The sequence below is a fragment of the Alistipes sp. 56_sp_Nov_56_25 genome, from assembly GCF_001915285.1.
In the GTDB taxonomy this organism is placed as follows: Bacteria; Bacteroidota; Bacteroidia; order Bacteroidales; family Rikenellaceae; genus Alistipes; species Alistipes shahii.
This window is the reverse complement of sequence record NZ_MNQF01000062.1, coordinates 142,632-161,150: the sequence shown is the minus strand read 5'-3', so window position 1 is coordinate 161,150 and position 18,519 is coordinate 142,632. Positions and strand designations below refer to the sequence as shown.

The following is an 18,519-nucleotide window of genomic DNA, read 5'->3' as shown; positions in this document are numbered from 1 at the left end:
TTTACATTTATGGCAAAAGAGTTCAAACGCTACCTCGTGACATCGGCGCTCCCTTATGCGAACGGTCCGGTACATATCGGCCATCTGGCTGGAGTTTACATACCTTCGGACATTTATACGCGTTACCTGCGGCTTCGGGGGCGCGACGTGATTTCGGTCTGCGGATCGGACGAACACGGCGTACCCATCACGATCAAGGCCCGCAAGGAGGGCGTGACGCCCCAGCAGATCGTGGACCGTTACCACGCGCTGATCAAAAAATCGTTCGAGGGGCTGGGCATGTCGTTCGACATCTATTCGAGGACCTCGTCCAAGACCCACGCCGAGACGGCGTCGGCCTTTTTCCGGAAACTTTACGACGAAGGCAAGTTCATCGAAAAGACATCAATGCAGTATTACGACGAGGAGGCGCAGACCTTCCTGGCCGACCGGTATATCGTGGGGACCTGTCCCAAGTGCGGCAACGACCGCGCTTACGGCGACCAGTGCGAGAAGTGCGGCTCTACCCTTTCGCCCGACGAACTGATCGACCCGCACAGCGCCGTGTCGGGTTCCGTACCCGTGAAGCGGGAGACGAAACACTGGTACCTGCCGCTGGACCGTTACGAGGAATTCCTCCGCGAATGGATTCTGGACGGGCACAAGGAGTGGAAAACGAACGTCTACGGGCAGTGCAAGAGCTGGCTCGACGGAGGTCTTCAGCCGCGTGCCGTGAGCCGCGACCTCGACTGGGGCATCCCGGTTCCCGTCGAGGGGGCCGAGGGCAAGGTGCTCTATGTGTGGTTCGACGCTCCTATCGGTTATATATCTGCTACAAAGGACCTTACGCCCGATTGGGAACATTATTGGAAGTCGGAGGACACCAAGATGGTCCACTTTATCGGCAAGGATAACATCGTCTTCCACTGCATTGTCTTCCCGTCGATGCTCAAGGCCCACGGCGACTATATCCTGCCCGAAAACGTGCCGGCCAACGAGTTCCTGAACCTCGAAGGCGACAAGATTTCGACCTCGCGCAACTGGGCCGTATGGCTGCACGAGTACCTCGAGGAGTTCCCCGGCAAGGAGGATGTCCTGCGCTATGTGCTCTGCGCCAATGCTCCGGAGACAAAGGACAACGACTTCACGTGGAAGGATTTCCAGGCCCGCAACAACAACGAACTGGTGGCTGTGCTGGGAAATTTCGTCAACCGGGCGCTGGTGCTGACCCAGAAATACTACGGCGGCAAGGTTCCGGCATGCGGTGAACTGACCGATTACGATCGTCAGTCGATCGCGGAGGTTGCCGCCGTAAAGGCTTCGCTCGAAGGAAATATCGAAAATTACCGTTTCCGCGAGGCGCTGAAGGACGCCATGAACATCGCGCGCATCGGCAACAAATACCTGGCCGACACCGAACCGTGGAAGGTCGTGAAGACCGATCCGGCGCGTGTGGAGACGATTCTCAACATCGCTTTGCAGATCACGGCCAACACGGCCATCGCCATCGAGCCGTTCATGCCCTTCTCCGCGGAGAAGATCCTCCGGATGCTGGCTGTCGGTAAATTCGGCTGGGAACGCCTCGGTGCAATGGACCTGATTCCGGCGGGACACGCCATCGGGGAACCTGCTCTGCTGTTCGAAAAGATCGAGGACGACGTGATTCAGCGTCAGCTGGATAAACTTGCGGCGACCAAAGCAGCCAATGAAGCCGCTGAAGTTGCTCAAAATGTTGAACCTCAAAAAGATACGATTCAATTCGATGATTTTCAGAAAATGGATATTCGCGTTTCGACGATTCTGGCGGCCGAAAAAGTCGCCAAAACGAAGAAATTGCTGAAACTGACGATTGATACGGGTATCGACAAACGCGAGATAGTTTCGGGAATCGCCGAACATTTCACGCCCGAAGAGTTGGTCGGACAGCAGGTGCTCGTCCTGGTGAATCTCGCTCCGCGCGAACTGAAGGGTATTCTTTCGAACGGTATGATTCTGATGGCGGAGGATGCTTCCGGAAAACTGCGCCTGCTGCAACCCGGCGAGGCGACCCACAACGGGGCTGTTGTGGGTTGATCGTTGATATAGCTAATTTTCGATAAATCTTTTAAAAACATAGGATATGGAAAATACAGATTGGAGCGCTTTGGGCTTCGACTATCGCAAAACCGATTACAATGTTCGCTACTCCTTTGCCGACGGGAAATGGAGCGATATGGTGGTTACCGATGACGAATATATCCAGATGCATATGTCGGCTTCATGCCTGCACTACGGCATCGAACTTTTCGAGGGTCTCAAGGCCTTCCGCGGTGTAGACGGGAAAGTGCGTCTTTTCCGCGTTGCCGACAATGCGCGGCGTCTCCAGTCCTCGGCGAAACGCTTGTGCTTGCCGGTTCCTTCGATTGAAATGATCGTCGATGCCTGCATCGAGGTCGTCAAGCGCAACGAGCGTTTCGTTCCTCCCTACGGTACGGGAGCTTCGCTCTATCTGCGTCCGGTGATGTTCGGAACGACGGTCGGATTGGGCGTGAAACCGGCCAGGGAAGCCCTGCTGATCGTCTACTGTTCGCCCGTCGGAGCCTATTTCAAATCGGGAATCAAACCGATTCGGGTTGCTATCGACCGGGAGCAGGACCGCGCTGCTCCACGTGGAACAGGCGATGTGAAGGTCGGAGGCAACTATGCGGCCAGCCTGTTGTCGGGTGAAAAGGGACATGAAATGGGTTATTCGAATATCATGTACCTCGATGCTGCCGAGCATAAATACATTGAAGAGTGCGGAGCTGCCAATTTCTTCGGTATCAAGGATGGCAAGTATATCACGCCGAAGTCGCCTTCGGTTTTGCCGTCGATTACCAACATGAGCCTTCGTCAGATTGCACGCGATATGGGTTTGGTTGTTGAGGAGCGTCATATTCCGGTCGAGGAGTTGGAATCTTTCGAGGAGTGCGGCGCCTGCGGAACGGCAGCGGTTATCTCCCCTATCGGATATATTTACGATATGCAGACCGAAAAATCGTATGATTACGGCGACGAGGTAGGAAAGAACTGCATGGAACTCTATACGCGCTTGCAGGATATTCAGTATGGTCGTGCGGAGGATAAATACGACTGGTGTACGGTTGTGCTGTAAAATAGCGAAATATTGATATTAAAAAGCCACTCCCGAAGGAGTGGCTTTTTAATATTGGTTGTTTTGTGTGGGTATCCGGTGTGTTTTTCTTGCGCTTGTTCCACGTGGAACATTATACCCTATCGCCCGAATTTTACAAGCAATACATTGACGTCGGCAGGTGAAACTCCGGGAATCCGTGATGCCTGACCAATCGTTTCGGGTCGGATGCGCGAGAGTTTCTGCCGGGCCTCGATGGTCAGAGCATTCATTGAATGAAAATCGAAATTTTCCGGAATTCGGATGTTTTCGAGGCGTCGCAATTTCTCTGCGATGAATTTTTCGCGTTCGATATATCCTTTATACTTGATTTGGATTTCCGCCTCTTCGATCGCTTCGGGAGTTATTTCGTTTGCCGCGATGAATTTCCGCAGTTTGGGCAGTGCGTTTTGCAGCGAATCGAATGTGACGTTATTGCGCATCAGAATGTCGTAAAGCTTTCTTCCCTGCGATAAAGGCTCTGAATCGACCGATTTTAAATAGTCGTTAATTTCGGCTGCTTTGACACTCTGTTCGCGGGCGAATGAAATAAGCGATTCTACGAGTGTGTTTTTTTTGGTGAAATGATCGTATTGTTTTTGCGAAATCAGACCTATTTTGTATCCCAGCGGAGTCAAACGGATGTCGGCGTTGTCCTGTCGGAGCAGAATGCGATATTCGGCCCGGGAGGTGAACATGCGATAGGGTTCGTCGACGCCTTTGGTCACCAGGTCGTCGATCAGTACGCCGATATAGGCTTCGTCGCGTTTCAGAACGACCGGACTCTCCCCTTTCATTGCCCGGTGGGCATTGATGCCCGCTATCAGGCCCTGCGCCGCCGCTTCCTCATATCCTGTCGTACCGTTGACCTGCCCGGCGAAGTAAAGACCCGAAACCAGTTTCGTTTCGAGTGAATGGTGCAACTGTGTAGGCGGAAAATAGTCGTATTCGATGGCGTATCCGGGCCGGAAAATGTGCAGATCCTCGAATCCGCGGATTTTGTGCAGGGCTTTCCATTGAACTTCCCAGGGCAGAGACGACGAAAAGCCGTTCAGGTAATATTCATTGGTCGAACTGCCTTCGGGTTCCAGGAAGAGCTGGTGCTGGTCTTTGTCGGCAAAGGTGCGGAGTTTGTCCTCGATCGACGGGCAGTAGCGCGGACCGATGCCGCAGATCGTACCGTTGAACAGCGGCGACCTGTCGAATCCGGTGCAGAGGATGTCGTGAACCTCTTTCGAAGTGTAGACCAGAAAGCAGGGAAGCTGCTCTTTGATCGGTTTCGTTTCGGGTGAAAAGGAGAATTTGGCGGGGTTTTCGTCGCCGTATTGTGGTTCGAGGATTTCGAAATCGATGGTCCGGGCGTCGAGGCGCGCCGGGGTTCCGGTCTTCATGCGTCCGGTCTCGAAACCGATGGCCCGGAGACTCTCCGTAATGCCGTGCGAAGCGGCGTCCCCCGCCCTGCCGCCCTCGGCGTGCGAGGCTCCGCAGTGCATCACTCCTCCGAGGAATGTGCCGGAGGTGAGTATGACTTTCCGGCAGGAAAATTCGACGCCCATGCGGGTCCGAACGCCCCGGATGGCGAGTTTTCCGGCGGCCGACGGTGCATTTCGGAGTGTCGGATCTGAATCCGCATCCGATTCGGCTGCCGAAGAAATCGTGCCGGGCGCGGAATTGAACGACGTTGTGGTTTCGTCGGGCAGATTGTCCGACGGCGCCGCGTTTGTTTCCGGAGCCGGGGCGAACAGCAGTTCGGTCGCGGCGTCCTGCCAGATATAGAGGTTCCAGGTGTTTTCGAGCGTGCGACGCCACTCCTCCGAAAAACGGGTTTTGTCGCATTGCGCCCGGGGGCTCCACATTGCCGCACCCTTCGACCGGTTGAGCATCCGGAACTGAATGGTCGTGAGGTCGGTGATACGGCCCATTTGGCCGCCTAATGCGTCTATCTCTCTGACAATCTGACCTTTGGCTACTCCTCCGACTGCCGGGTTGCACGACATGGCAGCCAGTTTGGCCATGTCCATCGTGAGCAGCAGCGTGCGCGAGCCGAGCCGTGCGGCGGCCGAGGCGGCTTCGCATCCGGCGTGTCCTCCGCCGATGACGATAATGTCGTAATCGAGTGTCATTCGTTATTTGTTTTGTCTGTTTTCGGATCTGTCTCCCGGAGTGGTACGGCTCCGGAAATCAACGCTTCGAAGTCGGTTTCGTCCCACTCCACCTCGCTCTCGTCGGGCAGTTCCAGCGAGTGAAAGTCGATCATATCCATCTCAAGTCCTGTTTCAAAGGGAACATAAAGCGACTGAAACCGTTCTGTTTTCCGGTCATTGCTGAAGGCGAACACAGCCATCCTGCACACGGTGTCCACAAGGTATATGTCCACCCGGTCGATGCCGGCGTCTCCGGCCGTTGTCCGGAGGCGGTAATGCGTCGGGGCGATGCGTTCCGCCGCGCTGATGCGTGAGGGCCGCGGGCCGTCCATTGTCTGACGGACGAAAAGCGAATCCGAAATCCACACCGGGTAGGGATTGAAACAGTTTACGTAGTAGCTCCCCCGGAAAGAGCGGACCGGCGTCCAGCTGTGCGGAAGTCCGGCCAGCGCCGCATGGTGTGCAAGCGGCCCGGGACGGCGTTTCTTGAGCGTGTGCAGCAGGTCGGTGAAATCCTTCCATGCCGACTCGTTCTGCGGCGAAAGGCTTGCAAAATTGGGAATGTCGTTCGGCTGCGGACCTTTTCGGATAAAGACCTTATAGCGGTTCGTGTCGCTGCCGATAAGGTACTCGTGGACGAAGAGAAACGTCGTGTCGTTCTCCACGAAGGGTCCCCACCGTTTGCTGCTGCCGTCGCGGCCGGTCCAGGTACGGAATGCGGCGAGCGGAGACCTCTCCCCTGCCGGCGTCTCCTTTCCTGTCGGGTCCGGCGTGGAAACTGCGGTTTCGGACGTGCCGTCGCCGGCGGAAGCCTTGTCTGCGGCGTCTCCGGCCGTGCGGCGGCCCGTACATCCGGCCAGTAGGAGAGCCGCGAGGACGGTCGCTGCGATAAATCGGGCGTGTTTCATCGCGGTCACTGCCGGGGGTCCTCCCAGAATTTCAGGTATTTGTCCTCCTTTCGGTGCATCTGTGCATTGGTGCGGGGCGTTTTGTCGCCCTGCCCGCAGAGGTGCAGCACCCCGTGGACCACTACCCTGCGCATCTCCTGCAAGGTCGTCGCGCCGTACTGGCGGGCGTTGTCGGCAACGGTCTCGACGTCGATGAAGATGTCGCCCGAGACGATCCGTGCGTCTTTGCGGTCGCTGTAATCGAACGTGATGACGTCGGTGAAGTAATCGTGCCCGAGGTATTGGCGGTTCATCTCCAGCAGCCGCTGCGCCGAGCAGAAAATATAGGTGACGTCGCCCAGCGCGTAGCCCTCCCCTGCGGCCACTTCGTGCAGCCATCGTGCCGTGAGGCGCTTTTGCGGGAGTCGGTAGGTGCAGTCGTCGGTAAAGTATCTGACAGCCATTTTTTTCGTTGTTGTTATGTCGTTGTCCGTCCCGGGGCGGACGGCGTGCCGGCCACCGCACGGAACCGCATGAAACGGCGGTTTTATTTTCGGAAACACTCCTCCGCCCGCATCTTCTGTCCGGGGTTGGGCGGGTAGATGCCGAAGACGAGTTTGTATTCGGTTTCCATCGTCATCACGTTGACCGCCGAGCCGATGGTTCCTATCTGTGCGTTTCTTGCCACTTTCTGGCCCTTCTCGACGCAGATCGTCCCCATGTTGGCATAGGAGGTTATGTATTCGCCGTGAGCGACGTAAACGTCGTATTTGTTGGTGATGCGGTTGCGCTTCACGTCGACGACCTTGCCGTCGTAGATCGAGATGACGTGCGCTCCCTTCGGACCGGTGATCTCGGCCATGTTCTCCTTGTAGCGCTTCACGCGTCCGGCAGTCACCGGGAGACGCAGCCCGGAGGTTTTCGCCGAGAACGAGGCGCCCTCGGTGTTGCCCTTGGTCAGCTTGCGCAGTTCGCCGATGGCCACGTCGAGCTGCTGCTCCTGTGCGATTTTGCGTTGCAGGGCCGTCTTTTCCTTCTGCGACATCGACCGGATGCTGGCCTTGGCGTTGCGGGCGTCGCGCTGGAGTTTCTCGCGCTGCGCCGAGAGGCTGCGCGTCACCGAGTCGAGCGACCGCTTGCGGCGGTCGAGCGTCTCCTTTTCGGTGCGGACCTCGGCGGTCAGCGCCTCGATGTCGCGCAGTTTGCGTTCGCGCAGCGAGGCGACCTCGCGCAGGGCGGTGATCTTGCGCGCCACGTCCGTGAAGTCGCGCGAGGAGAAGATATAGGTCAGGTAGTTGTTGTGCTTGTAGTTGCGGTAGGCTTCGCGCACCATTTCGCCGTACTGCGCGCGGTCGCGTTCGAGCTTTGCCGAAAGGTTTCCGGCCACGCTGTCCGTGCGGGCGATCTCTCCGCGCAGGAGGCGCGCCTGCTTTTCGGTCTCGTCGAGCAGCTGGTTGCGCGAATCAATCTGGCGCGCCAGGCGGCGCACCCGTTCCTCGGTGGCCGTGCGGCCCTTCTGGATCTTCGAAATCTCCTGCTCTTCGGTGGCGATCCGCTTTTCGAGGGCCGCGATGACCCGTTTCTGCTCCTCGATGCGGCGGTCGGTCTGTGCGGCGGCGGTGAGGGTGAAGAGCAGGAACGCAAGGGTCAGGATGCGGAGCGGTCTCATGGCAGGGCTATTCTTTGGGTTCGGGCTTTTTGACGGCGGGTTGTTTCAGCCGCTGTTCGATCTGCCGGGCGTCGTAACCCTTTTCAAGCGCCCTCCGCCAGTAGATTTCAGCCATGAACTGCTCGCCCAGGAGGTGCAGGATGTCACCGTAGTGAACCATCAGTTCGGGGCTTTTCTGTCCGTCGAGCGCCACGGCTTTTTGCAGAATCTTCCTGGCTTCGTCCGTGCGTCCCAGCTTGAAGAGCACCCAGCCGTGTGTGTCGAGGTAGGTGGGGTTGTTGTCTGTGAGCGCCACGACGCGGCTCGACATGGTGAGCGCCCGTTCCAGATCGCGCTCCTCGAGCGAGAGAAAATAGGCGTAGTTGTTGAGCACCATTGTGTTGTCGGGCCAGTAGCGCAGACTTCGCTCATAGGCCTTGTAGCACTCCTTCATGGCTTTGCGGGCAATGCCCTTTTTGCCGAGCAGACCCATTTGCAGGGGCAGGCGTTCCTCCAGGTTCGGCTCTCCGGCCTCGGCCTTCTGATGCCAGGCGTCGCCGATCATGCCCCAGATCACGCTGCGCAGCGAATCCGTGTCGGCATGGCGCAACGCCCCCTTGTAGGCGCCGATGGCTTTGACGTACTGCTTCGAGTTGCTCATCACATGCCCTTTGGAGAGGTGGAAATCGACCTTCGCGGGGAACAGCTCCAGGGCGCGGGTGACGTATTTGTCGACCGAGTCGGGGTGCTGGAGGTAGCTTTCGATGTCGATCACCGCCCGGAAATACTCCTCCGCGGGAGGCTGGTCGGCGAGGTGGCTCTTGTAGAGCGCGAGGGCCTGCTCCAGTTCGCCCGAAGCGATCAGGTGGCCGGCGTAAAGCTCCACGACGCGCTTGTCGTCGGGATAGCGGATGGCCAGCGTCGAGGCCAGGTCGTTCAGCTGGAAGTAATATTCGCGGTAGAAGCGCGTGTCGGAGGTGAACTGCCCGAAGCGTTTGATCTTGGTTTCGAGCGGCAGTTCGTCGGATTGGAACAACTGCCGCGTGACGGCCAGCAGCGCCCGGTAATCCTGCCGTCCGGCGTGAAAATCGGCCAGCGCCATCAGCGTCTGTACGTTCGTGGAGTCGATCTGCAACGCGCGGTCGTATTCGGCGCGGGCCAGCGAATCCTTCTTGGCGATGGCGTAGAGGTCGCCGAGGACCACGTGGTGCTGCGCCTCATAGGGGGCGGCTTCGACCATCGCCCGGGCTTCGACCACGGCTTTGTCGATCTGGTTCGTCGCCACCAGCAGACGCCGTTTCATGGCGCTCAACACGGGAATGCGTCCGAAGCGCAGTTCGGCCGAATCGAGTGTCACGAGGGCCATGACGGGACTTTGCTTCTGCTCGTAGAGGGCCGCCAGAATGCGGTAGTTGTCGGGGTCTTTCGGGTTTTCCGTTTGCAGGCGGCGGTAGACCTTCAGCGCCTCGTCGTAACGCCCGGCGTAGATGAGCGCCTGTCCGTAGAACTGGTGATACCACTTGTTCGTCGTGTCGAGCCGGAAAGCCTTCCGGGCCAGTTCCACGGCCTCGTCGGGCGTGGCGTACATGCCGTTCGCCGCGAGTTCGTAGTAGGCCGGGGCGTAGGTCGAGTCGTTGCGGATCGCCTCGAGGAACAGCTCCCGGGCGCGCACCGAGTCTCCGGCGATGGCATTCTGCTTGACGCCTTCGGTGTAGAGCCATACGCTGCGCAGCGAATCGGGGTATTCGGGCGCCGCCGAGGGACCCTTTCCCGTGACGAACGCCGCGGAGAAGAGCAGAAGGCAGAGGACCGTTGTCGCTGTGAGGCGTTTCATGGGCGTCAGGGGGTTTAGAGCGCTTCGTCGAACTGGTGGAGGAACCGCACGTCGTTTTCGAAATAGAGACGCAGGTCCTTCACGCCGTACTTGAGCATGGCGATGCGTTCAATACCCATGCCGAAGGCGAATCCGGAATATTTCTCGGGGTCGATATTATTGGCTTTCAATACGTTCGGGTCCACCATGCCGCAACCCATGATTTCGAGCCATCCCGTGCCCTTGCAGACGTTGCAGCCCTTGCCGCCGCAGAGGTTGCACGACACGTCGACCTCGGCCGACGGTTCGGTGAAGGGAAAGTACGACGGGCGCATGCGGATCACGGCCTGCTCGCCGAAGACCTCCTTGGCGAAGTAGAGCAACGACTGCTTCATGTCGGCGAACGAGACGCCCTCGTCGATGTAGAGTCCTTCGATCTGGTGGAAGATGCAGTGCGCGCGGTACGAAATGGCCTCGTTGCGGAACACACGGCCCGGGCAGATGACGCGGATGGGCGGTTTCTGACGCTCCATCGTGCGGACCTGGATCGACGAGGTGTGCGTGCGCAGCAGGATGTCGGGGTCCTTCTCGATGAAGAACGTGTCCTGCATGTCGCGTGCCGGGTGCTCGGGCGGGAAGTTCAGGGCCGAGAAGACGTGCCAGTCGTCCTCGATCTCGGGTCCGTCGGCCACGGTGTAGCCCAGCCGCGAAAAGACCTCGACGATCTGGTTTTTCACCAGCGAGATCGGGTGGCGCGAACCGAGGTGCTCGGCCGTGCCGGGGCGCGTCAGGTCGCCCGACGACGAGGCCTCGTCGGCCGCGGCGTTCTGCAACTGCTCGCGCAGCGCGTTGATGCGCTCCGTGGCCTCGTTTTTGAGACGGTTCAACTGCTGGCCCAGTTCGCGTTTCAGTTCGGGGGCTACCGTCTTGAACTCCTCCATCAGGGCGGTCAACTCGCCTTTCTTGCCGAGAATCCGGATGCGGAACTCCTCGATTTCGGCGGCGGCTTTCGGCTTAAACTCCTCGACACGTCGCAGGAGTTCATTGATTTTGTCAGTCATATTTTGATCGTGTTTCTTTTTTGTCTACTTTTGAACGACATCGTAGTAACGTGCAAAGTTATAAAAAAATTGAGATATGTTGCGTAAAATCGGCTCATTTGTCGGGATGCTGCTGCTGGCGGCGCTCCCTGCTGCGGCCCAGAAGGTAGGGGTCGTGATGAGCGGCGGCGGCGCGAAGGGGCTTTACCACATCGGCGTCCTGGAGGCGCTCGAAGAGAACGGCGTGCCGATCGATTATGTGGCCGGGACCTCGATGGGTTCGATCATCGCCGCGATGTACGCCGCAGGATATTCCCCGGCCGAAATGCGTGCGATCGTCAACTCGGGGGTGGTCAAGGAGTGGGTCTCGGGGCGCATCGACCCCAACAAATACATGGCCTATTACCGGCAGGTGGGGAGCAATCCCGCGTTTTTGAGCCTGCGCATCGACGTCGAGAGTCCCTCCGGGAAGCGGCTGCGCGTACCCCGGAACCTGATCTCCTCGACGCAGATTGACATGGCCCTCACGGAGCTGTTCGCCCCGGCGACGGCCGCTGCGGACGGTGATTTCGACCGCCTGATGGTTCCGTTCCTCTGTGTGGCCAGCGACCTGAACCACCGCGGGCCGGTGGTCCTGCGCGAGGGGGATTTGAGCGAGGCGGTCCGCTCGTCGATGTCCATTCCGCTGGTGTTCAAGCCGATGGTGAAAGACTCGATGCTGCTCTACGACGGCGGCATCTACGACAACTTCCCGTGGAAACCCCTCGACGAAGATTTCCGGCCCGATCTGATCGTCGGCTCGATCTGCACCGAGGGCAACACCCCGCCCAGCGAGGAGAGCAACATCATGGACCAGGCTTTCATGCTGGCCATGCACGATACCGACTACACGCTGCCCGAGGAGCGCAGCGTCACGATCCGCCGCGCCGTGGGGGTCAACATGCTCGATTTCGACCAGGCCGAGGCGATTATGAACGCAGGTTATGAGGACGCCGTGGCGGTCATGCCGCAGCTGTTGGAGAAAGTCGCCGAACGCCGCGACTCGGCCTACTACGCCGGGCGTCGCGAGGCGTTCCGCGCCAAGTGTCCGCCGCTGGTCTTCGACGACTACAAACTCGAAGGGCTGAAGCGCGCCCAGCGGGAGTATATCCGCGATTTCGTGCAGGTGGACCGCCGCACGCCGGGCATTCAGCGGCCGATGGGCTTCGAGGAGCTGAAAGACAATCTCTTCGAGGTGCTTGCCGGCGGCGATTTCACGATGGACTTCCCCACCGTGCGCTACGACTCCGTCCGGGAACGTTATTCGTTCGAGGCCAAGTTCGGCACGCGGCCCAATTTCAAGATCATCCTTGGGGGAAACATCTCCTCGACGGCCTTCAACCAGGCCTATATCGGCATCAATTACAAGAACATCGGCCGCGTCGCGCAGCAGTTGGGCGCAAACCTCTACCTGGGGCCGATCTACACCTGGGGAGCGATCGGAGGCCGGACGGATTTCTACGCGTGGAAGCCGATATTCCTCGACTATTCCTACAATTTCGCGGTCCGGAATTTCCGCCACGGCTATTTCGGCAACGTCACCAAGGTCCGCAACGCCCAGCAGGTCAAGAACAGCGAGAGCTTCTTTTCGACGGGCGTGGGGATGCCGTTGACCCACCGCAGCCTCCTGACGCTGCGCGCCAACGCCGGACACATCAACTACCGCTACGATTCGGACGTGCTGTTCGCCGACGACACCGACCATTCGCGCTTCTCGTTCTTCGGCCTGCGGGCCGGGGTCGCCCGCAATACGCTCGACAAGTTCCTCTATCCCCGCCGCGGTTCCGAACTGCATCTCTCGGCCATCTATGTCGCCGGACGCGACAAATACCAGCCCTACGATGCGAAAGACTTCGTTTCGCGCGAAACCAGACAGTGGTTCGGAGGGCGTTTTTCGTGGGACAAGTTCTTCGATGTGCCGGGCGTCAGCTGGTTCTCGTTCGGTTTGAACGTCGATGCCGTGTGGACCAACCACCCGCGGTTCCGGACCGAATCCGCGACCCTGATGTCGATGCCCGACTATGCGCCCGTGCCGCATGCCCGGATGATCTACATGCCCGATTTCCGGGGCAAACGCTTTGCGGCGTGGGGCCTGATGCCGACCTTCGACCTGCTGCCCAACTGCTTCTTCCGGACGGGGTTCTACACCATGTTCCGTGAAAAACGGGACTTCAACCCCCTGAAGAATCCCGACGAGCGCTGGCATTATATCGCCGAGGCGTCGCTGGTCTACCACACGCCGATCGGTCCCGTGAGCCTCGCGCTGACGAAATACGACCTGAAAAACTGGCGCAACATGTACCTGACCTTCAATTTCGGGTATGCGATTTTCGCCCCGAAAGGGACGTTCTATTGATCGCGAGGCCGGTTTCGCCCTCCTGTAAAAACGATACCCGGATGCACATGCTGCATCCGGGCGTCGTTCATTCAGCGATCAGGGCCGGCGAGTATCCGGGGTCGATCTCCATCCGGCAGCCGCCCTCGACGGGGCGGAAACGCACGTCGGTGATATACATTTCCCGCGGATGGATCGCGCCTTTGCTTTTGTGGGCATGGAAAACGATCTTCAGGTTGCCCGCCTTGTCCCGGAACAGGGCGCTGTGCCCGACGCCGACCAGTTCGCCGGGATTCTGCAACAGCGGATTGCGGTCGTATTTGGTCCAGGGGCCCAGCGGCGAGTCGGCCGTGGCGCAGCCGATGCCGTAGAAGGGACTTTCGTAGCTGTTGGCCGAATAGGTCATGTAGTAAGTGCCGTTCCGCCGGATCACGAAGCAGCCTTCGTTGACGCGGGGCCAGACCTTTTCCCACTCCTGCGAAACATGGATGCAGGGGCGCATCGTCTCTTTTTTCAGCGTCGTGCAGTCGTCTTCCAGCTCGACGACCCAGATATTCAGCCCGTCGTTGAACCGGTCGAAATACATGTACGCCCGGCCGTCGTCGTCGATGAACAGCGTGTTGTCGATGCACTTTTCATCGGCGATCATCGGTTGCCGCGTCTCCTGTACGAAAGGACCCAGCGGCGAGTCGGAGGTGGCGACGCAGATGTGCTCTTCGGCCGTGAAATACATGTAGAATTTGTCATTCAGCCGGTAGACCTCGGGCGCCCAGAACCATTTTTCGCCCCAGACATCCGTGCGGTGCAGGGCCAGTCCGTCGCGGGCGTTGCCTTTGGCCCTCTCCCACGTGGAGAGGTCGCGGGATGTCCACACCTCGATGCCGCTTCCGGCGCCTGTGCCATAGGCGTAATACACCCCGTCGTAAAGCAGGATGAAAGGATCGGCCAGGGGCACTTTCCGGAGGTTTTGCGCCGCACAGCAGGCGATGGCGAACAACGTCGCGATTAATGGAAGCAATCGTTTCATAGGTCGTAAGATTTAAGGTTGGGACCGGGGATGAGGGCCGCGGACGAACGGGCTTCGGAGTCTCCGGACCCTGCAAAGATAGGTGTCCGGCCCGGCGCAAAATGGAAAAATATTTCCATAATGTATAACTCTTTGATCAATTGCGGCCCATCGGGTGGCGGCATGGCTGAAAATCGGATAAAACGAATAATTTTGTCGGAGTACGCGCCAAATGGCATTTTACGACGGATTCAAACCATTCAAATAACCTGTATGAAAAAACTGCTCATCTTCTTCCTGCCGGCGATCCTGCTCGGATGCGACTCGCCTGCATATCGTAATCCGCTCGACGTTGCGTTCGGCGACCCGTTCATCCTCCACGCCGCTGACGGAAAATTCTATATGTACGGAACGAGCGGCGACATCCGGGGTTTTCGCGTCTGCGTCTCGGACGACCTCGTTACCTGGCAGAAGGGCGATGTCGTCTACGACGGCAATGCCTCGGCATGGGGAACCGACTGCTTCTGGGCGCCCGAAGTGTATGAACGCGACGGCCGCTATTACCTGTTTTTCAGTGCCAACTGGCGGCATAACCCGAACGGCGACCTCGAAACGTTCCGTATCGGGGTGGCGGTTGCCGATTCGCCGTCGGGTCCCTTTTCCGACCTGTATGACCGTCCGGTGTTCGATCCCGGCTATCCGGTGATCGACGCCAACGTATTGTGGGACGATGACGGCCGGATGTATCTCTATTATTCGCGCTGCTGTTACAAGCATCCCGTCGAAAGCGAGCTTTCGGCGTGGGCGCGCGACAAGGGGCTTTTCGACGAGATCGAGGAGAGTTGGGTGTACGGTGTGGAGATGAAGCCCGATTTCAGCGGCGTCATCGGCGAGCCGGTCGTTCTGCTGACGCCCCCGCAGTCTGCCTCCGACCCGCAAACCGGGTGGGAGAGCCGTTCGGTCACCGCCGGAGAGGTCAACCGGCGCTGGACCGAGGGGTCGTACGCCTTCAAGGAAAACGGGACCTATTACATGATGTATTCCGCCAATTTCTACGGCGGGCAGCATTATGCGGTGGGCTATGCTACGGCCGGTTCGCCGCTGGGTCCCTTCGTGAAATCGTCGGACAATCCGGTCCTCGAGAAGAATGCGGACAAGGGCGGCGAGGTCACGGGAACGGGGCACAATATGGTGTTGAAGCTTCCCGGCGGCGGGATGTACTGCGTCTACCACGGCCGGACGGCCCCGACGGGCGATGCGCGCATGGTCTTCATCGACCCGATGGAGGTGACCGAAGACGGTCGTCTGAAGGTCTTCGGCCCGACCACCTCGCCCCAGCCTGTACCCGTGTGGACAAAGGGCCTGTGAGGGGGCGGCTTTCCTGCGAATCGGCGGGGCGTCCCGTTCTCTGGGTGACTGCGGCCTGATACGGACAGAGCTGTAACTTTTCAGGTTACAGCTCTGTCCTTTAATGGGAGCGGGGATCAGTCCGTCAGCGTCAGTTTCACCTTTTTGTCCTTTACGAGGATGAAGTAGTCGCCCGGTTCGAGGAACCGGTTGCCGTCGCCGTCCGTGAAACTCAAATCCTTTTCGGGGTCGATCTCGAACCGGAACGTGCGGGTCTCGCCGCGGCGGATCGGCTGTTTCTCGAAGTGTTTCAACTCCCTGACGGGGCGTGAGATGCGGCATACGGGGTCCGATATGAACCAGTGAACCGTCTCGGCGCCGTCCATGCCGCCCGTGTTGGTCACGGAGACCTCGACCGTCGTCTTTTCCCCGCGGCGCAGCGTGGTTGCCGACGGGCGCAGGTCGCCGTATTCGAACGTCGTATAGCTCAGGCCGTGCCCGAATTCATAGAGCGGCGTGCTGGGGATGTCCTGATATTTGCCCTGATGGGTGCGGCCGCTCTGGCGGCGGTTGTAGTAGATCGGAATCTGGCCCGTCGAGCGGGGGAACGTCATGGCGAGGCGTCCCGAGGGGTTGATCCTCCCCGACAGAATTCCCGCGAGAGGGTTTCCGCCCCGGATGCCGGGCTGCCACATCTGCACCATGGCCCCGCAGAGGGGTTCGAGGCGGCACAGCTCCAGCGGCCGGCCGCTGGACAGAACCAAAACCAGCGGTTTTCCGGTCTGGGTCAGTTCGGCGGCCAGCTGCTCCTGGATTTCGGGAAGCGCGATCGTCGAGCGCGAGGCGTTCTCGCCGCTCCACTGCTTTTTCTCCCCGAGGCAGAGGACCACCACGTCGGCAGCCGCGGCCGCGGCGACAGCCTCACGGAATCCGGAGCGGTCCTCGCCGTCGAAGTCGCAGCCCCGGGCGTAGAGCAGTTCGGCGCGGCCCCGGTATTCGTTTTCCAGCCCGGCGAAGAGGCTCACCGCGTCCTCTTCGCGGCCGTGTGCCGACCACGCGCCGAGCAGGTGCAGCCGGTTCTGCGCCATCGGGCCGATGACCGCGATGCGGCGGGCGGCTTTCAGCGGCAGCGTGTTGTTCTCGTTTTTCAGCAGCACCATCGACTCCTCGGCGAGCCGCTCGGCGACGGCGAGGCTCGCGGGAAGCAGGAACCGGTCCGTCTCCTCCGACTCCGGGGTGTAGGGGCGTTCGAACAGCCCGAGCCGGAATTTCAGCCGCAGAACGCGCCGCACGGCCTCGTCGAGTTTCTCCTGCGAGACCTTGCCTTCGCGGACCAGGGCGGCCAGATGGGCGTCGTAACAGCGGTTCATCATGTCCATTTCGACACCCGCGTTGAAGGCCTTTTCGGCGGCCTCCTTCCGGTCGGTGGCCACGCCCTGCGAGCGCAGCTGTTCGATGGCGGCCCAGTCCGAGACGACGAATCCGTCGTGCGCCCAGCGCTCCTTGAGCACCTCGGTCAGGATGTAGGGATTGGCCGTGCCGGGCGTTCCGCTGATGTCGTTGAAGCAGCTCATCACCGTAGCGGCTCCGGCCTCGATGCCCGCCTGGTAGGGCGGCATGTAGGTGTCCCAGAGCGTCTGACGCGAGATTTCGGTGTAGACGTAGTCGCGGCCGGCCTCCGAGGCGCCGTAGCCGACGAAATGCTTGAGGCAGGCGGCCACGCGGCGGGAGTCGGCGAGGTTGTCGCCCTGGTAGCCTTCGACCGCCGCCACTCCGTAGACGGCGTTGGCGTAGGGATCTTCGCCGTAGCCCTCCGAGACACGGCCCCAGCGGCCGTCGCGCGCCACGTCGATCATCGGCGAGAAGGTCCACTCGACGCCCGACATCCGCGCCTCCTGTGCGGCCACTTCGGCGGCCTGCTTCACCAGTGCGGGATTCCACGAGCAGGCCTGGGCCAGCGAAATGGGGTAAGTGGTGCGGAAACCGTGGATCACGTCGTAGCCGAACAGCACGGGGATTCCGAGCCGCGACTGCTCGATGGCTTTTTTCTGAAGCCGGTTGCGCAGCTCGGGCGAGGTGTCGAAGTAGATGAGCGAGCCGATTTCGGCGGGAATCTTGTCCACCGGATCGGCCACGTTGTTGGCGTTGTCGTTGCGGCCGAGCGTGTATTGGTTGAGCTGCATGACCTTCTCTTCGAGGGTCATCCGCGACAGCAGGTCGCTGACGCGCTCTTCGACGGGGCGTCCGGCGTCCTTGTAGGCGGGCTTTCCGCTCCCGTTCCGGGCCTGCGCCCCGAGGGCGGCGGCCAGCAGCAGAGCGATAACGGTTATTTTTTTCATAGGTTGTGCTTGTTATTTGAACACGGGTTTGTCCGAGAGGCGCATCGTTGCGCCGGGGTCGTTGTTTTTGAGGTCGAAAACCACGATGCGGTTCCCCTTTTCGGCGAGGATTTCGGCCGGAATGAGGATCGACTGCTGTTTCTCCTCGTCCCAGAACGAGCCGAGGTAGTGCCCGTTGATCCACACCTCGCCCATGCCCCATCCCGACACGTCGAGGTAAACGGCTCCTTCGTGCGCCGCACGGTCGAACTGCCCGCGCCGGAAACAGGGCGTGTTGCACGGGCCGAGGGCTTCGAACTCGAGGGTTTCGGGATCGGCGTCGCGCACTTCGAGCGGGGTGATCGTCCAGCCGGCGATCGTTTCGCCGGCGAGGCGGGCTTCGCCGAAGAGTCCTTTCGAGTTGTCGAGAATCTCCGGGCCGTAGGTGATGCGGCCGATGTTTTCGACGTAGAGCTGCAATGTGTGCTGGCCGGTTTCTGCCTTCAGGACCAGCGTTTTTCGGTTGTCGGTCAGGGTTCCCTGAAACACGCCGTCGAGGTAAACCGCGGCATAGTCCCGCACGTTCTCCAGTTCGAGCGCGGCCTCCCCTGCGGGAACGGTGATTGCGGCCTGGTAGAGGACGTATCCGAATTCCACCCCCACATCGCCCATAGGAAGCAGTTCGTCGGACTCGCTGACCTCGCCGTAAATCTGCGTCAGAGGGGCGCATTCGGTCATTTTCAGCTCCTGCGCCCCTGCCCGGAACAGGCCGGGCAGCAGGCAGCAGAGCAGTAGACAGATCTTGTTCATAA

Annotated in this window: 13 protein-coding genes; 4 read left to right on the top strand and 9 right to left on the bottom strand. The window is 59.8% G+C overall.

Annotated elements, in window-relative coordinates; translation table 11 throughout:
- The first annotated feature begins 9 nt into the window (after positions 1 to 9).
- The gene (gene metG, locus BHV64_RS10480; protein WP_022062160.1) at positions 10 to 2,052 is read left to right on the top strand and encodes a methionine--tRNA ligase; all 2,043 of its coding nucleotides are present in this window, start codon (positions 10 to 12) and stop codon (positions 2,050 to 2,052) included.
- A 46-nt stretch (positions 2,053 to 2,098) separates the two neighbouring features.
- Positions 2,099 to 3,112, top strand: a complete 1,014-nt coding sequence (locus tag BHV64_RS10475; RefSeq protein WP_044054252.1) for a branched-chain amino acid aminotransferase — start codon at positions 2,099 to 2,101, stop codon at positions 3,110 to 3,112.
- A 119-nt stretch (positions 3,113 to 3,231) separates the two neighbouring features.
- Here BHV64_RS10475 and mnmG read toward each other — a convergent pair whose 3' ends face one another.
- The 6 genes from mnmG to pheS form a co-directional block, all read right to left on the bottom strand.
- Entirely contained in the window at positions 3,232 to 5,253 is a 2,022-nt protein-coding gene (mnmG, locus tag BHV64_RS10470; protein WP_217726935.1) for a tRNA uridine-5-carboxymethylaminomethyl(34) synthesis enzyme MnmG, read from the bottom strand.
- The gene (locus BHV64_RS10465; protein WP_217726933.1) at positions 5,250 to 6,182 is read right to left on the bottom strand and encodes a hypothetical protein; all 933 of its coding nucleotides are present in this window, start codon (positions 6,180 to 6,182) and stop codon (positions 5,250 to 5,252) included. The genes mnmG and BHV64_RS10465 overlap by 4 nt, the downstream gene beginning before the upstream one ends.
- Positions 6,183 to 6,187: 5 nt before the next feature.
- A complete protein-coding gene (gene ybeY, locus BHV64_RS10460; RefSeq protein WP_138265731.1) occupies positions 6,188 to 6,625 on the bottom strand; it encodes an rRNA maturation RNase YbeY in 438 nt (145 codons plus the stop codon).
- An 83-nt stretch (positions 6,626 to 6,708) separates the two neighbouring features.
- Positions 6,709 to 7,830, bottom strand: coding sequence for a murein hydrolase activator EnvC family protein (locus BHV64_RS10455; protein WP_015546895.1), 1,122 nt, complete (start codon positions 7,828 to 7,830; stop codon positions 6,709 to 6,711).
- A gap of 7 nt (positions 7,831 to 7,837) precedes the next feature.
- Positions 7,838 to 9,643 carry a tetratricopeptide repeat protein gene (locus tag BHV64_RS10450; RefSeq protein ID WP_217726932.1) on the bottom strand — a complete coding sequence of 602 codons (1,806 nt, stop codon included), beginning with the start codon at positions 9,641 to 9,643 and terminating at the stop codon, positions 7,838 to 7,840.
- A gap of 14 nt (positions 9,644 to 9,657) precedes the next feature.
- Complete coding sequence (pheS, locus tag BHV64_RS10445) at positions 9,658 to 10,683, bottom strand: phenylalanine--tRNA ligase subunit alpha (RefSeq protein ID WP_015546893.1); 1,026 nt, start codon at positions 10,681 to 10,683, stop codon at positions 9,658 to 9,660.
- A 76-nt stretch (positions 10,684 to 10,759) separates the two neighbouring features.
- Here pheS and BHV64_RS10440 point away from each other — a divergent pair, with 76 nt between their 5' ends.
- Positions 10,760 to 13,057 (top strand): patatin-like phospholipase family protein, encoded by a 2,298-nt coding sequence (locus BHV64_RS10440; RefSeq protein ID WP_288115872.1) that lies wholly within the window; start codon positions 10,760 to 10,762, stop codon positions 13,055 to 13,057.
- A gap of 67 nt (positions 13,058 to 13,124) precedes the next feature.
- On the opposite strand, the gene BHV64_RS10435 is transcribed toward BHV64_RS10440, so the two are convergent.
- On the bottom strand, positions 13,125 to 14,063 hold the full coding sequence (locus tag BHV64_RS10435) for a glycoside hydrolase family 43 protein (RefSeq protein WP_147619662.1): 939 nt from the start codon (positions 14,061 to 14,063) through the stop codon (positions 13,125 to 13,127).
- Between the two features lie 252 nt (positions 14,064 to 14,315).
- Here BHV64_RS10435 and BHV64_RS10430 point away from each other — a divergent pair, with 252 nt between their 5' ends.
- On the top strand, positions 14,316 to 15,410 hold the full coding sequence (locus BHV64_RS10430; protein ID WP_288115870.1) for a glycoside hydrolase family 43 protein: 1,095 nt from the start codon (positions 14,316 to 14,318) through the stop codon (positions 15,408 to 15,410).
- Positions 15,411 to 15,526: 116 nt separating this feature from the next.
- Here BHV64_RS10430 and BHV64_RS10425 read toward each other — a convergent pair whose 3' ends face one another.
- On the bottom strand, positions 15,527 to 17,728 hold the full coding sequence (locus BHV64_RS10425; protein WP_217726928.1) for a glycoside hydrolase family 3 N-terminal domain-containing protein: 2,202 nt from the start codon (positions 17,726 to 17,728) through the stop codon (positions 15,527 to 15,529).
- 12 nt (positions 17,729 to 17,740) lie between these two features.
- Positions 17,741 to 18,517: a hypothetical protein gene (locus tag BHV64_RS10420; RefSeq protein ID WP_149886882.1), complete on the bottom strand. Its 777-nt coding sequence runs from the start codon at positions 18,515 to 18,517 to the stop codon at positions 17,741 to 17,743.
- Between the last annotated feature and the right edge of the window lie 2 nt (positions 18,518 to 18,519).